We start from the raw sequence: 13,185 nt of genomic DNA on the forward strand, positions 1-13,185 counted from the left end.
CCCCACCCCCCCCCTCCCCCCCCCCCCCCCCCCCCCCCCCCCCCCCCCCCCCCCCCCCCCCCCCCCCCCCCCCCCCCCCCCCCCCCCCCACGACCGCCGGGGCCTGGCCAAGACCCATGGCGCGCATGATCAGTCCGACGATGCCGCCGAGCGCGACGATGCCGCCCCCGCCCGCCAGAGCGAGCAGCGGCTCGGCCATCACCGTGAAGGCGCCGCCGACGCCGAAGCCGATGAAGACGATGATGACCGCGGTCCAGGCGGCAGGGGAATTTCCGTGGTGGTAGTGCTTGCCCGCCATGGGTGGTGCTCTCCTCGTGGCTGGTCGTGATGGTTATCGGCAGCGTCCGGCAGGGGCTGCGGGGATTCCAGGGACTGCGGGGACTGCGGGGACTGCGGGGATTCCAGGGGTTGCGGGGACATCGCGATTGTCGCAGGAGCCGCTGACAGCGAACAGGCTCACGTCGGATCCTCACCGCGGTCCAGGGCCCGCCACAGGTCCTCGGGCCGGTCCGGGTCCACCGGCCGGGCACGGCGGGAGGCGCGCCGCTCCCCGCGCTCGTACCGCCCGGACATGGCGGGCCACTGCCGCCCGTAGCTGAGCGCGAGCAGCCCGGCGCACAGCAGCAGCAGGCCGCCCAGCGCCGAGACCCAGGGCCAGCCGGTGTGGCTGACGCTGGTGACGGCCGCCTCGGTGAGCCCCATCGTGTCCGCGGCGCTCGCCTCCAGCGCGTCGGTGTCCCCCGCGCCGAGCAGCGCGGCCCCCACCGCCCCGGCCCCGCTGAGCGCCAGCACCCCGGCGACGACCACCCGGCCGGTGCGGCGTACCGCGAAGACCGCGACCAGGGAGGCGAGGCCCACCAGCGCCAGCGCGCTGGGAAGCCCCGAGACCGCGCTGCCGCTCGCCGTCACCGGCAGCTCGGCGTCGCCCGCCGCGGCCTCCCCCTCGCCCCAGGTCTGCCCCGCCGCGATCAGCACCGCGGCGGCGCCGACGGCGCCGCACAGCAGCGCGACGGCCAGCGCACGGCGTGTGGCGCGCTGGCCGGCGGCGTTCGCCTCGGCGGCGGGGTCAGAAGTCACCCCTCAAAGCTACCTCGCAGCCGTTCGGCCGCCGCCACCGCCCTCAGCACGGCCGCCGCCTTGGCCTGGCACTCGCGGTCCTCGGCCACCGGGTCGGAGTCCGCGACCACGCCCGCGCCCGCCTGGACGTACGCCGTGCCGTCGCGCAGCAGCGCGGTGCGGATGGCGATCGCGGTGTCGGCGTCGCCCGCGAAGTCGAGGTAGCCGACGCAGCCGCCGTACAGGCCGCGCCGGGTGGGCTCCAGTTCCTCGATGATCTGCATGGCGCGCGGCTTGGGCGCGCCGGAGAGGGTGCCCGCCGGGAAGCAGGCCGTGAGCGCGTCGAAGGCGGTGCGGCCCGGAGCCAGCTGCCCGGTGACGGTCGAGACCAGGTGCATCACGTGGCTGTAGCGCTCTATCGACATGAAGTCGACCACGTCCACGGTGCCCGGCTGGCACACCCGGCCCAGGTCGTTGCGGCCGAGGTCGACGAGCATCAGGTGCTCGGCGCGCTCCTTGGGGTCGGCCAGCAGCTCCTCGCCGAGCGCCGCGTCCTCGCGCGGGGTGGCCCCGCGCGGCCGGGTGCCCGCGATGGGGTGCAGCAGGGCGCGCCCGTCCTCGACCTTGACCAGCGCCTCCGGGCTGGAGCCGACCACGTCGAAACCGTCGAAGCGGAACAGGTACATGTACGGGCTGGGGTTGGTGGCGCGCAGCACCCGGTAGACGTCGAGGGCGCTCGCCGAGCAGGGCGTCTCGAAGCGCTGGGAGGGCACGACCTGGAAGGCGTCGCCGGCGCGGATGTACTCCTTCACCGTCTCGACCGCCTCCTGGAAGGCGGGCCCGCCCCAGCGCGCGGCGTAGGGCGGCAGCTCGGGCGCGGGCAGCGGCGCGGCCCCCGCCGGTGCCGGGCGGTCGAGGTCGGCGGTCATGGCGTCCAGCCGCGCCACGGCGTCGGCGTACGCCTCCTCGACGCCGGTGTCGAGGTCGTTGTGGTTGATGGCGTTGGCGATGAGCAGCACCGTGCCGTCGCGGTGGTCGAGAACGGCCAGGTCGGAGGCGAGCAGCATCGTCAGCTCCGGCAGCCGCAGCTCGTCGGTGGTGCTGTCGCCGATCGACTCCAGGCGGCGCACCACGTCGTAGCCGAGGTAGCCGACCATGCCGCCGGTGAAGGGCGGCAGGCGCTTCTCGCGCGGCGTGTGCAGCGCCTGGAGCGTCTCACGCAGCACGTGCAGCGGCTCACCCCCGGTCGGCACGGAGACCGGCGGCCGGCCCAGCCAGCGCGCCCGCCCGTCGCGCACGGTCAGCGCGGCGGCGCTGCGTACGCCGATGAAGGAGTAGCGGGACCAGGTCCTGCCGTTCTCGGCGGACTCCAGCAGGAAGGTGCCGGTGCGTCCGGCGGCGAGCTTGCGGTACAGCCCGATCGGGGTGTCGCCGTCCGCGAGCAGGCGCCGGGTGACGGGAATCACCCGGCGGTCCTTCGCCAGCACCCGGAACCGGTCCAGGTCGAGGTCCACGGGGCCCGCGGGACCTGCGGGGCCCGCGGAGTCCACGGGGTCCGCGCTGTCGGCCGTCCTGGTTGTCCTGGTCGTCATGCCCGATGAGCCTACTGCCCCACCAGCGGAATCTGCCCGGCGTCGAAGCAGGTGCGGTCCCCGGTGTGGCACGCCGCGCCGACCTGGTCAACCCTGACCAGCACGGTGTCCCCGTCGCAATCCAGTGCGACGGACTTGACGTGCTGGATGTGCCCGGAGGTCTCCCCCTTGGTCCAGTACGCCCGGCGGCTGCGGCTCCAGTACGTGCAGCGCCCGGTGGTGAGGGTGCGGCGCAGCGCCTCGTCGTCCATCCAGCCCAGCATCAGCACCTCGCCGGTGTCGTACTGCTGGGCGATGGCGGCGACCAGCCCGTCGGCGTTGCGCTTGAGCCGGGCGGCGATGGCCGGATCGAGGCCGGGGACGGCTTCTGGGGAATCGGAGGACATGGCTCCATTCTGCCGCCGGGACGTAGGCTGGGTGCATGTCTACCCATGCGAAGCGTGAACGCCTGCTGCTCGCGGATCTCTTGGAGACCTCGGGCCCGCAGGCACCCACCCTGTGCGAGGGGTGGACGACCCGTGACCTGGCCGCGCACGTGGTGGTCCGGGAGCGCCGGGCGGACGCCGCGGGCGGCATCATCATCAAGCCACTGGCGGCGCGGATGGAGCGCGTGCAGAGCGAGTTCGCCGCCCGGCCGTACGAGGAGCTGGTCCAGCTCATCAGGACCGGCCCGCCCCGGATGTCGCCCTTCGCGCTGAAGCCGGTCGACGAGGCGGCGAACACGGTGGAGTTCTTCATCCACGCCGAGGACGTGCGCCGCGCGCAGCCCGACTGGACGCCGCGCGAGCTGGACCCGGTCTTCGCCGACGCGCTGTGGAAGCGCCTGGAGACCTCGGCGCGGGTCATGGGCCGCCGCAGCCCCGTGGGCATGGTGCTGCGCCGCCCGAACGGCCAGACCGCCGTCGCGCACAAGGGCATCCCGGTCGTCACGGTCACGGGCGAGCCCGGCGAGTTGCTGCTCTTCGCCTCGGGGCGGCAGGACGCGGCCCGGGTGGAGCTGGAGGGCGAGGAGAACGCCGTGGCCAAGCTGCGCGCCGCGAAGCTGGGCTTCGCGTAGTCCGGCGTGGCCGGCGTGGCCCGGGCTGCGGGGGCTCCGCCCAACATCGCCCGGGAGGGCCTCGGCGGGCCGGGGGGCCGACGGCCCCTGCGAGGGGGTGCGGCGTCACGGACGCTCCCGCCAGCAGCGGGCGTTGGGGCCGCCCGGGGCGCTCGGTCGTCATGCGGCGGCGATTCCCGCTTGCGCCACGACCGCGCGAGCGATGACCGTTCGGCGCGCCACACGACCGCTCCACGACCGCTCGGCGCAGCACCGGTTCGCGCAGGTTGACCCGTCTGTTATGCGGTGGAAAGCTTCCCGCGACCCAGAAAGCGCTTGCCGAACCGTCGCCCATGTCGTTGAATGAATCGATTCACGACCGTGCTGGCACGCGCCCGGTTCCAGCACACAGGAGTGACGGATGAGAATCCTCAGAGCCGCGTCCGCCGCGCTGGCCGCCATCGCGGCGGCGGCAGGGGTGGGACTGGCCGCGCCTGGCGAATCCGCCGCCGACGAAGCGGCGGCGGCCGCGGCCCAGGCGCCGACGATCTACATCGCCAGCGACTCAACGGCACAGACCTACGGCGCCGACTACGTGCCGCAGGAGGGCTGGGGCCAGGAGCTGCACCAGTTCTTCACCGACGACGTGGCGGTCGAGAACCACGCCATCGGGGGCCGGAGTTCGCGCAGCTTCGTCGAGCAGGGCCGGCTGGACGCCATCCTGGACGTGATCCAGCCGGGCGACTACCTCTTCGTGCAGTTCGGCCACAACGACGCCAGCTACACCATCCCCGATCGCTACACCTCGCCCGAGGACTACAAGGAGTACCTGCGCAACGACTACATCGGCGGCGCCCTGGAGCGCGGCGCGATCCCCGTGGTCTTCACGCCGGTCTCGCGGCGCGACTACGACCCGGGGACCGGCCTGTTCAACGTCTCCTTCCCGGAGTACGTGCAGGCCGCCACCGAGGTCGCGGCCGAGGAGGACGTGCCGTTCGTCGACCTGTCCGCCTCCAGCCGGGCCTACCTCGACTCGATCGGGCCCGAGGCGGCCAAGGACGTCTTCCTGTGGACCGACCCCGGGGAGTACCCCAACCGTCCCGACGGCACCCAGGACGACACCCACTTCCAGACCTACGGCGCCACCGAGATCGCCCGGCTCATCGCCACGGACGTCGCCCAGCTCGACGTGCCGCTGGCCGGTCATGTCCAGGGCATCGACGCGGACGCGGCGGTAGCCGCCGCGCCGTAACAGACCGGTCCGGGCGCCCACCGGCCCCCAACCACCACGGGCGCCCGGACCGCCCTTCCCCGCCCGTCGGCGCACGCGCTCCACGCCAGGCGGCAGCGCCCCTGCGCAGGCCCATGCGGTTGCCTCGGCTGTGCCGTCTCAGGAGGCGGGTGGCCAGGCGTTCGCTCGGCGGAGGCGTTCGGCCGCCTGTGCGCGGACGGCGTCACAGGACACCGGGGGGTCGCCGTGCAGGGCCTCCCAGCGGGCGTTGTGCGCCGCCGGCCACAGGCTGGCCGCCCACGCGATCTCCTGCTCCTCCGCGGTGAACCGGCGCCCCCGCAGATCCTGGTAGGTCGCCAGGAACGCGGCGGAGCTCTCGATCGGGGCCAGGGTGGGTGGCGAGGCGCTGGCGAACGCTCCGCATGCCGCACCGGCCAGGGCCGCCTCGGGCTGCCACGCCAGGCTGTCCCAGTCGTGCACGGCCCACACGTGGCCGTCGTGCCAGCGGAGGTTCTGCGCTTCGAAGTCGGCGTGGCCCAGCACGCAGGGCAGGTCGCTGGCCAGCATCCGCTTGCGGGCCCGGCTGGCCGTGTCGACGACGTACGCGGGCACGGCGCCCTGGTCTCGCTCATCGAGGAACTCGATCGCCGGCCACAGCCCGGAATCCGTGTGGTCCCAACGCACCCAGCGCGGGTTCGGCAGCGGGGGCGCGACCGTCACGTCGGCGAGTTCGGCCATCAGCCGCGCGAACACCGCCGCGCAGCGCACGGCGACCTCCGGCGAGTCGCCGCGCAGCAGTTCACCGCCGGGCCGGGACTCCTCGGCGTGCACGGCCAGCGCACCGACGCCGACTACGGGCGTGAGCGGCCGGGCGCACGGAAACCCCCGCTCCGCCAACCGGGCCTGCGCGGCGACACACGACGCGGCCCGGCCCTCGTCCTCCCGCGCCTTCACCACGACGTCCCGCCCACCGGCCAACCGCAGCCCGAACACCGCCGAGATCGACCGCAGCTCGAAGAGCACACTGACTGGCTCGTCCCCCAACTGGTCCACGCACCAGGCCGGCAACCAGGCCGGCAGTTCGTCCAACGACACGGTGACGACTGTGCCATGCACGGAGAGGAACACAGCGGAAGCGACCCGGCCGTCCAGCTCGTCGACGCCGCCCGGCTCTGCCACGGAGGCCCGGCGTTGCGGGGGGACTTCCGTTCGGCGGGTGGGCGTTATCGCCGGTCGAGGTGCTGATCGAGGGCCGTCAGGATGTCGTCGACCGGGCCGAAGGTGATGATGGCGGTTGCTCCGCCCGCGATCTCGCCGCGCAGGGGGGAGAGGGCGTCGTGCGCTTGTGTGGCGAGTGATTCGTCTTGGAGCAGGATCGCTGTCTGTGCGTTGACGGCCCAGAGCGAGTCATACAGGTGGTCAGCAGGGGGCGTGGGCAGGGTGGTGGCGGCGTGTCGGGCTGCTGCGAGGTTGCCGCGGGCGAGGTCGAGGAGGGGCTGGGCCCAGGGACGGGAGGGGCCCCAGTCGAGGTCGGGGTCCGTGGGCGCGGGACGTTGGTGGCGCACGCGGAGCGAGAGGAGCGCGAGCGGGAGGATGCCGGCTTCTGCCCCGGGCATGCCGGCGCCGGCGAGGTCGGTGGCTACGGTGCGGTAGGCGTGGGCGACCTCGGCGGGGTCGTTCGACCGTTCTGCCAGCTGCATGGTCCGGAAAGCGGCGGTGAGGACGTGTGGAACGTCCACCACAACCACCACCGACCGCACAGCGGAGCAGCCGGCCAGCCACCCGCATCACGGCTCCGGAGCGGCGTCGCCGACGTCCAGCCCTCCTACGGCTGGGACCCGGGCTCCGCCCGCAGGCGTTCCGCCTCCGCCAGCGCGTCGTCGCGGCCCCTGGTGACGAACTCCAGCACGGCGTGCAGCTGGTGCTCGTCGAAGCGCGACAGCAGCTCCGTGCCGCGCCGGCCCATGCCTTCGTAGTAGGCCGGCACCTCGGTCAGGCCCTTCTCGGTGGGCTCGACGACCACCCGGCGGCGGTCGGCGGGGTCGGCGACGCGGCGGATGTAGCCGGCGCGGTCGAGGCGGTCGAGCATCCGCGTGACCGCGCCCGTGGTGCGGCCGATGCGCGCGGCGAGGGCGCCGGCGGTCGCCGGGCCGCCGCTGTTGAGGGCGTGCAGGCAGCGCAGGTCCGTCGTGGACAGGCCGAGCCGGGCCGCGACCAGCTCGTTCAGCTGCACCGTCGCGGTGGCCCAGTCCGGCATCGCGTCGAGGATCTGGTCGATCAGCGCGGGTGATCGCCGCGGCTGCCGCCGCTCGGCCGTGGCCATGGGTTTGACGCCTCCCCGGGGGATATTTATCTTTACGGTGCAGATGTTGCGCCGTGCAGATAATGCACCGCGCAGCGAACGCTGCCCGACGCCCACCGTATGCCATCCCCGAGAACGCGGAGAAACGGGGAGAAACGCAGAGAGGAGCCACTGGTGTCCCTGCCGCCCGGACGGTCCCGGACCCTGGCCCTGGTCGCGATCCTGCTCGCGGCCTTCATCGACCTCATCGACGTCACGATCCTCAACGTCACGCTGCCCTCGATCCAGGAGGACCTCGACGCCTCGCCGGCCGAACTGCAGTGGATGCTCAGCGGCTACACCCTCGCCCTCGGCGCCGGACTGATCAGCGGCGCCCGGCTCGGCGACATCGCCGGCCGCAAGCGGGTCTTCCTCATCGGCGTCATCGGCTTCACCGCCGCCTCGGCGCTGTGCGCCCTGGCCGTCTCCCCGGAGATGCTCGTCGCCAGCCGCGTCGTCCAGGGCCTCTTCGGCGCGGCGATGGTGCCGCAGGTGCTCGCGCAGATCCAGGTGATGTACGCCCCGCACGAACGCGGCGGGCCCATGGCGGCGTTCGCCTCGCTGGCAGGGCTGGCCGCCACGCTCGGGCCGATCCTCGGCCCGCTGCTCACCGAGGCGGACCTCGGCGGCACGGGCTGGCGGCTCGTGTTCTGGGTGAACGTGCCCACCGGCATCGCCGCCGCGTACGCCGCCGTGCGGCTGCTCCCGGAGAGCCGGGCGCCCCAGGCACCCCGGCTCGACGTGCCGGGCGTGCTCGTCTCGACGGCGGCGCTGCTGCTCGTCCTCTACCCGCTCATCGCCGCGTCCGAGGAGACGCACTGGCCGGGCTGGGCCACCGGCTGCCTGCTCGCGGGCGGCGCGGTGCTGGCCGCCTTCGTCGCGCAGCAGCGCCGCGCGGAGCGGCGCGGGAGGACGCCGCTGCTGGAGGTGACGCTCTTCCGCTACCGCTCGCTGTACGGCGGGCTGCTGGTGCAGCTGCTCTTCTTCGTCCCGGTGATGGGCTACTTCATGGTGGTCATGCAGTTCCTGCAGGTCGGCGTCGGCATGGGGCCCATCGCGGCCGGGCTGACGGTCGTGCCCTGGTCGCTGGCGGTCGCCGTCTTCGCCGGGCTGGGAGCGGCGGTGCTGATGCCCCGCATCGGCCGGCTGACCGTGCAGGCCGGGCTGGTGGTCCTCGCCCTCGGGCTGCTGCTGATGGCCGTCACCGTCGCGGAGGACGCGACCACGGCGACCGGCTTCGGCGCCATGTTCTGGAGTGTGCTGATCGGCGGCGCCGGGATGGGCCTGGTCGTCGCGCCGCTGATCCAGCTCACGCTCGCGGACGTGCCGCCCGCGCAGGCGGGGTCGGGGTCGGCGCTGTTCAACACCGTGACGCAGCTCGCCGCCGCCGTCGGGATCGCGGCGATCGGCACGTACTACTTCTCGCGGATCCGCGAGACCGCCGCCGGGGCGGCGACGCCGGAGGCGCTGGCGGACGGCATCGGCGACGGCTTCCGGGACACGCTGCTGCTGAACGCCGCGCTGCTCGCCGCGGCGCTGGCGGCGACGTTCCTCCTCCCCCGCCGCGCCACGGCGGCGCCGGGCCCCGCGCCACGCGACGGGGCCGCGCCCGTCGAGACCGCGGGGAGGGCGGCCGGCTAGCCCTCTTCGGGCGATCGATGGGGCCTGCCTGGGGCCTCTCCCAGGCAGGCCCAAAGGGCCTGGCGGAGGATCAGCTCCGCGGCGTCAGGCGGCACCTCCGCCCAACCCTTGACGTACGCGGGCGTCGTTGCAAGACTCCGGGAAACCTGAAAGCGCTTGCTGCACGAACGCCGTCGCCGCGCCGCCCCCACCCCGTCCGTTGCTGGCCGGGGCCTCGGGGCGACCCGGAAATGAATCGATTCATATCCGGGAAACCGAGGAGCCGAAAGGAGTCACCGCACCCCCGCGCCGAGGCGCGGATGACACGACGCCACCATCTCGACGGCGTTTCCGAATAGTTATCGGCCGCCCGGTTGCCTCCACACAACCCGGCGGTATTGTAACGATTCACTTCCGGTGTCATGAAGAGCTGCCCATGCGATGACACCGCTTATGAAGTGCCGTTACGCAATTGACAGAGCAGGGAGGCTCTTATGTCAATCAGGAAGACCGCGGCACGTGGGCTCGCGATAGCCGTCGTCGGCTCGCTGACCCTCACCGCCTGCGGCAGCGACGACGGCGGCGGTGATGACGGCAAGGTCACGCTGAACTTCACCTGGTGGGGAGCGGACGAGCGCGCCTCGCGTTACGAGCAGGTTGTGGATCTGTTCGAGCAGCAGCATCCCGACATCAAGGTTCAGACGAGCTTTGCCGAATTCCCGGACTATTGGACCCAGCGCAGCACGGACGCAACGGGCGGCAACCTGCCTGACGTCTTGCAGATGGACAACTCCTATATCCAGGAATATGCCAATAACGGTCTGCTGTATGACATGAGCGAGTTCGTCGGGCAGTCGCTCGACACGTCCCAGATCGACGAGCAGGTCCTGAGCGCCGGCGTGGTGAACGAGCAGCAGGTCGGCGTTCCCGTCTCGACCAACACACTGGCGATGCTCGTGAACACCGACCTGCTCGCGGAGCTCGGCGTCGAGGCGCCCGACTGGGACTACACCTGGGAGGACTACAACGACTTCGTCACCGAGGTGACCGAGGCGGGCGCCGACCGGGACCCGAAGGTCTACGGCGGCGGCGACTACACCACGGTGTGGTGGCTGTTCATCCAGCACCTCCTGCAGCAGGGCATCCAGCCGTTCGCCGAGAACGGCGAGTGGAACTTCACCGAGCAGGACCTGAGCGACTGGCTCGCCACGGCGGACGACATCCGCTACGAGTACACCTTCCCCGCCGAGCGTGGCGATCAGCTCAGCCCGCTCGGCGCCTTCAACGCCGGCGAGGCGCCGACCGAGTTCACCTGGGACAACTTCCTCGCGGGATACGGGGCCGAGCTGGAGACGGAGAACCTGGAGCTGATGCCGGTGCCCAGCGGCGCCGACGGCCAGAAGCACATGTTCTTCAAGCCCAGCATGCAGTACTCCATCGGCTCGAACACCGATCATCCCCAGGAGGCGGCCATGCTCATCGACTTCCTCGTCAACAACAAGGAAGCCGGCCAGATCATCGGCACCGACCTGGGCGTTCCCGCCTCGCAGGGACGGCTCGACGCGCTGGATGTCGAGCCCGGCAGCTTCGACGAGAAGGTGATCGAGTACGAGCGCCGCGTCGAGGAAGAGGGGTACATCACCGAGGAGAGCCCCGTTCACGCGCAGGGCTTCGGCGCCGTGGAGAACGAGTACGTGGAGATCATCGGCAACGAGTTCGGGTACGAGAGCATCGACGCCGATGAATTCGTCTCGCGGGTGTTCGACTCGCTGGAAACCAACATCATCACCCAGTGATCCGGACGACCGCAACGCAACGCCCCACACGGAACGGAAGCTCCTCGTGACCGACACCATTGAGGCGCGACCGGCCCGGAAGAGCAGCGCGAACGCGCGACGGCCGTCCCCCGGACGGCCGTCGCGCCGCGCTTCCGAGAACCGGGCAGGATACGCGTTTCTCGCCCCGTGGCTGCTGGGATTCATCGCGCTCACCGCCGGTCCCATGGCGGCCTCCGCCTATCTGGCCTTCACCGACTATCACACGATCCGCGGCGGCGAGTGGATCGGGTTCGACAACTTCGAGCGGCTCTTCGACGACCCGCTCTTCATGGACTCGGTCTGGGTCACCGTCAAGTACGCCGTCATCGGAACGCCCATCAAGCTCGCCGCCGCGCTGGGTGTGGCCATGCTGCTGAACAACAGGCGGCGCGGCCAGGGCGCGTACAGATCGCTGTTCTACGCGCCCTCGCTGATCGGGGCCAGCGTCTCCATCGCCATCGTGTGGCGCGCCATCTTCAACGACGACGGCGCCGTCGACAACATCGGTCAGGTCTTCGGCCTGCCCGAAGGCGGCTGGATCGGCAATCCCGATCTGATCATGCCGATGATGGTCCTGCTGACGACCTGGCAGTTCGGCGCGCCGATGGTCATCTTCCTGGCGGGCCTGAAGCAGATCCCGAACGAGCTGTACGAGGCGGCGCAGGTGGACGGCGCCGGCCCGCTGCGGCGCTTCACCAGGATCACGCTGCCGATGCTCTCGCCGGTGCTCTTCTTCAACCTGGTGCTGGAGACGATCCACTCCTTCCAGGTCTTCGGCTCGGCGTACATCATCGCGCAGGGCGGCCACGGACCGGACAACTCGCTGCTCTTCTACACGCTCTACCTCTACGAGAGCGGCTTCGGCCCGCGCGGACAGCTCGGTTACGCCGCCGCCATGGCGTGGCTCCTCGTCATCGCGGTCGGCATCATCACGCTGATCTTCTTCAGGACCTCGCGGTACTGGGTGTACTACGCCGGGGAGGGACGATGACGACCACCACCAGCACGCGGCCCACCGTCACGGCCGGGAGCGGACCCATCCGCCGGGCCAGGCGCCGGAGTGCCGGCCGCACCTGGCTGTTCCACCTGTTCTCGATCGGGCTGCTCGTCGTGGTGCTCTATCCGGCCGCGTGGATGCTGCTGTCGTCCTTCCGGCCGAGCAACCAGATCCTCGGCGAGACGGGCCTGATACCCGACAACACGACGCTGGACAACTTCAAGACCGCGTTCGACGGCATCGGCGGGGTGTCCTTCTGGACGTTCTTCGTGAACTCTCTGTATCTGGCCGTCGGCTCGGTGATCGGCGTGTGCCTGTCGTGCTCGGTGGCGGCATACGCGTTCGCGCGCATCAACTTCGTGGGCAAGAACGTCTACTTCGCCCTGATGATCGCGACGCTGCTGCTGCCGTACCACGTGGTGATCATTCCGCAGTTCATCATGTTCAACGAACTCGGCTGGGTGGATACCTACTGGCCGCTGCTGGTCGGCAAGTTCCTGGCCTCGGACGCGTTCTTCGTCTTCCTGATGGTGCAGTTCATGCGGACGGTGCCGAGGGAGCTGGACGAGTCGGCCCGCATCGACGGGGCCGGGCACGCGAGGATCTACTGGTCGATCATGCTGCCGCTGATGCGACCGGTGCTGGCGACGGCGTCGATCTTCGCGTTCATCTGGAGCTGGAACGACTTCCTGGCGCCGCTGATCTACCTGCGCAGCCCGGAGAACTACACGCTGCCACTCATGCTGCGCCAGTACGTCGACCAGACGTCGACGTCCGACTACGGCGGCCAGATGGCGGCGGCGATGCTGTCGCTGGTGCCGGTTCTGTTGTTCTTCGCCCTCTTCCAGCGCTATATCGTCGAGGGCGTCAGCACAACAGGGCTGAAGTGAGGACGGCGAGGGCGATGAGCGAGCCGGGCGTCAAGCGCTGGACGGTGGGCTTCAGCCTCTTCGGCGAGGTCGTGATCACCGGCGTCATGGTCGGCCTGCTCGCACTGCCGGTCGTCACCGCGCTCCCCGCGCTGGCGGCCGGCACGGCGCACCTGCGGCGGCACCTGACGGGCGGGAGCGTGCGGGTGCCCGACGCTCTGCGGGACTTCGTCCAGGCGTGCCGGTCGCTGTGGCGGCCGGCCCTGGGCTTCACGGGCGCGGCGCTGCTGCTGCTGTGGAATCTCTCGCTCGGTCAGGCCGGGGTGGTTCCCGGCTCGGGCGGAGTGGTCGCCGTCTCGGCGCTGCTGATCGCGGCCTGGGCGGTGCTGCTGCTGCGGACGGCCGTGGCGTGGCGGCCCGAGGACGTGGGGGACGCGCGGGACGCGCGGGACGCGCGGGAACCGGACGACTGGGCGTCGGCCTGGCCGCAGTTGCTGCGGCGCGCTGCGGAGCAGACCTGGCGCGACCCGGGGGGCTCGGTGCTGCTGGCGTTCGCCTGCGTCATGTGCGGCGTCTTCGTGTGGATGCTGCTGCCGCTGGCGCTGCTGGTCGGCGGGCTGCTGGCG

General features: G+C 71.6%; 13 protein-coding genes and 1 pseudogene. 7 read left to right on the plus strand and 7 right to left on the minus strand.

The genetic code is table 11. From position 1 onward, the window contains the following. Positions 1 to 103: 103 nt before the first annotated feature. The 4 genes and pseudogenes from ACTWQH_RS31760 to hisI all read right to left on the minus strand — a co-directional run. Positions 104 to 298 (minus strand): annotated as a pseudogene (locus ACTWQH_RS31760) (HGxxPAAW family protein); the annotation flags it as partial. A gap of 158 nt (positions 299 to 456) precedes the next feature. After that, the gene (locus tag ACTWQH_RS31765; RefSeq protein WP_443290277.1) at positions 457 to 1,077 is read right to left on the minus strand and encodes a TIGR02234 family membrane protein; all 621 of its coding nucleotides are present in this window, start codon (positions 1,075 to 1,077) and stop codon (positions 457 to 459) included. Beyond that, the gene (locus ACTWQH_RS31770) at positions 1,074 to 2,648 is read right to left on the minus strand and encodes an anthranilate synthase component I (RefSeq protein ID WP_443290278.1); all 1,575 of its coding nucleotides are present in this window, start codon (positions 2,646 to 2,648) and stop codon (positions 1,074 to 1,076) included. The genes ACTWQH_RS31765 and ACTWQH_RS31770 overlap by 4 nt, the downstream gene beginning before the upstream one ends. Positions 2,649 to 2,659: 11 nt before the next feature. Continuing rightward, on the minus strand, positions 2,660 to 3,034 hold the full coding sequence (gene hisI / locus ACTWQH_RS31775) for a phosphoribosyl-AMP cyclohydrolase (RefSeq protein ID WP_443290279.1): 375 nt from the start codon (positions 3,032 to 3,034) through the stop codon (positions 2,660 to 2,662). Positions 3,035 to 3,069: 35 nt separating this feature from the next. Between hisI and ACTWQH_RS31780 the strand changes: the two genes are divergently transcribed. After that, positions 3,070 to 3,705, plus strand: coding sequence for a TIGR03085 family metal-binding protein (locus ACTWQH_RS31780; protein WP_443290280.1), 636 nt, complete (start codon positions 3,070 to 3,072; stop codon positions 3,703 to 3,705). A gap of 400 nt (positions 3,706 to 4,105) precedes the next feature. Further along, the gene (locus tag ACTWQH_RS31785) at positions 4,106 to 4,936 is read left to right on the plus strand and encodes a rhamnogalacturonan acetylesterase (protein WP_443290281.1); all 831 of its coding nucleotides are present in this window, start codon (positions 4,106 to 4,108) and stop codon (positions 4,934 to 4,936) included. A gap of 138 nt (positions 4,937 to 5,074) precedes the next feature. Here the strand turns inward: ACTWQH_RS31785 and ACTWQH_RS31790 are convergent, their stop codons facing one another. From ACTWQH_RS31790 to ACTWQH_RS31800, 3 genes are all read right to left on the minus strand, one after another. After that, positions 5,075 to 6,010: a hypothetical protein gene (locus ACTWQH_RS31790; RefSeq protein ID WP_443290282.1), complete on the minus strand. Its 936-nt coding sequence runs from the start codon at positions 6,008 to 6,010 to the stop codon at positions 5,075 to 5,077. Positions 6,011 to 6,138: 128 nt separating this feature from the next. Beyond that, positions 6,139 to 6,654 (minus strand): hypothetical protein, encoded by a 516-nt coding sequence (locus tag ACTWQH_RS31795; protein WP_443290283.1) that lies wholly within the window; start codon positions 6,652 to 6,654, stop codon positions 6,139 to 6,141. 86 nt (positions 6,655 to 6,740) lie between these two features. Further along, the gene (locus ACTWQH_RS31800) at positions 6,741 to 7,238 is read right to left on the minus strand and encodes a MarR family winged helix-turn-helix transcriptional regulator (RefSeq protein ID WP_443290284.1); all 498 of its coding nucleotides are present in this window, start codon (positions 7,236 to 7,238) and stop codon (positions 6,741 to 6,743) included. 153 nt (positions 7,239 to 7,391) lie between these two features. Between ACTWQH_RS31800 and ACTWQH_RS31805 the strand changes: the two genes are divergently transcribed. The 5 genes from ACTWQH_RS31805 to ACTWQH_RS31825 all read left to right on the plus strand — a co-directional run. Continuing rightward, positions 7,392 to 8,897: an MFS transporter gene (locus tag ACTWQH_RS31805; protein ID WP_443290285.1), complete on the plus strand. Its 1,506-nt coding sequence runs from the start codon at positions 7,392 to 7,394 to the stop codon at positions 8,895 to 8,897. Between the two features lie 473 nt (positions 8,898 to 9,370). Beyond that, the gene (locus tag ACTWQH_RS31810; RefSeq protein ID WP_443290286.1) at positions 9,371 to 10,672 is read left to right on the plus strand and encodes an ABC transporter substrate-binding protein; all 1,302 of its coding nucleotides are present in this window, start codon (positions 9,371 to 9,373) and stop codon (positions 10,670 to 10,672) included. Between the two features lie 46 nt (positions 10,673 to 10,718). Next, on the plus strand, positions 10,719 to 11,684 hold the full coding sequence (locus tag ACTWQH_RS31815; RefSeq protein ID WP_443290287.1) for a carbohydrate ABC transporter permease: 966 nt from the start codon (positions 10,719 to 10,721) through the stop codon (positions 11,682 to 11,684). Beyond that, entirely contained in the window at positions 11,681 to 12,580 is a 900-nt protein-coding gene (locus ACTWQH_RS31820) for a carbohydrate ABC transporter permease (RefSeq protein ID WP_443290288.1), read from the plus strand. Before ACTWQH_RS31815 ends, ACTWQH_RS31820 begins: the two co-directional genes overlap by 4 nt. A 14-nt stretch (positions 12,581 to 12,594) precedes the next feature. After that, the coding region (locus ACTWQH_RS31825) for a hypothetical protein (RefSeq protein WP_443290289.1) at positions 12,595 to 13,185 on the plus strand (591 nt) is incomplete at its 3' end.

The sequence above is a fragment of the Streptomyces sp. 6N223 genome (assembly GCF_052246635.1).
Taxonomy (GTDB): domain Bacteria; phylum Actinomycetota; class Actinomycetes; order Streptomycetales; family Streptomycetaceae; genus Streptomyces.

What these genes read in the sequence shown, in the direction of transcription:
- ACTWQH_RS31800 (WP_443290284.1), bottom strand. Translation starts at nt 7,238, where the DNA reads ATGGCCACGGCCGAGCGGCGGCAGCCGCGGCGATCACCCGCGCTGATC.
- ACTWQH_RS31770 (WP_443290278.1), bottom strand. Translation starts at nt 2,648, where the DNA reads ATGACGACCAGGACAACCAGGACGGCCGACAGCGCGGACCCCGTGGAC.
- ACTWQH_RS31810 (WP_443290286.1), top strand. Translation starts at nt 9,371, where the DNA reads ATGTCAATCAGGAAGACCGCGGCACGTGGGCTCGCGATAGCCGTCGTC.
- ACTWQH_RS31785 (WP_443290281.1), top strand. Translation starts at nt 4,106, where the DNA reads ATGAGAATCCTCAGAGCCGCGTCCGCCGCGCTGGCCGCCATCGCGGCG.
- ACTWQH_RS31780 (WP_443290280.1), top strand. Translation starts at nt 3,070, where the DNA reads ATGTCTACCCATGCGAAGCGTGAACGCCTGCTGCTCGCGGATCTCTTG.
- hisI (WP_443290279.1), bottom strand. Translation starts at nt 3,034, where the DNA reads ATGTCCTCCGATTCCCCAGAAGCCGTCCCCGGCCTCGATCCGGCCATC.
- ACTWQH_RS31820 (WP_443290288.1), top strand. Translation starts at nt 11,681, where the DNA reads ATGACGACCACCACCAGCACGCGGCCCACCGTCACGGCCGGGAGCGGA.